General features: G+C 70.0%; 1 protein-coding gene. It reads left to right on the top strand.

Translation table 11 applies throughout. The features are described 5' to 3' along the window. Nucleotides 1-720, top strand: a 720-nt coding sequence (locus AC5RWU_RS24440) for a phosphohexomutase domain-containing protein (RefSeq protein WP_493986756.1), incomplete at its 3' end; no start/stop codon positions are given.

The following is a 720-nucleotide window of genomic DNA, read 5'->3' as shown; positions in this document are numbered from 1 at the left end:
GTGACCACAACACTTGATCTTTCCGCATCGTTCAAGGCCTACGACGTCCGGGGTATCGTCGGCGAAACCATCACCACCGAAATCGTCGAAGCGGTCGGCGCCGCCTTCGTCGATGTGCTGGGCCTGGCCGGACAGACCGTGCTGGTCGGCGGGGACATGCGCCCCTCCTCCCCCGAATTCTGCCGGGCCTTCGCCGCCGGCGCCACCGCCCGGGGTGCGGACATCAGGCTGCTGGGCCTGATCTCCACCGACGAGCTCTACTACGCCTGCGGCGCCCTGAACGCCGCCGGCGTCACCTTCACCGCCAGCCACAACCCGGCCCAGTACAACGGGATCAAGATGGCCAAGGCCGGCGCCGTGCCGGTCTCCTCCGAAACCGGGCTGAAGGAAATCCAGGCCGCCGCCGAGCACTACCTCGCCGCCGGCAGCATCCCGGCCGTGGCCGCCCCCGGCCGGATCGGCGTGCAGGACGTGCTCAAGGACTACGCCGCCTACCTGCGCAGCCTGGTCGACCTGACCGGCTCCCGCCCGCTGAAGGTCGTCGTCGACGCCGGCAACGGCATGGCCGGGCTGACCACCCCCGCGGTCCTGGGCGACCGGCTGCTGCCGCCCCTGCCCTTTGAGATCGTGCCGCTGTACTTCGAGCTGGACGGCTCCTTCCCCAACCACCCGGCCAACCCGCTGGAACCGGAAAACCTCCGGGATCTGCAGGCCGCCGTC

The sequence above is a fragment of the Arthrobacter sp. B0427-1-12 genome (genome assembly GCF_059092905.1).
Note: the sequence above shows the minus strand (reverse complement) of the source record. Positions and strands in the feature narration are given on the sequence as shown.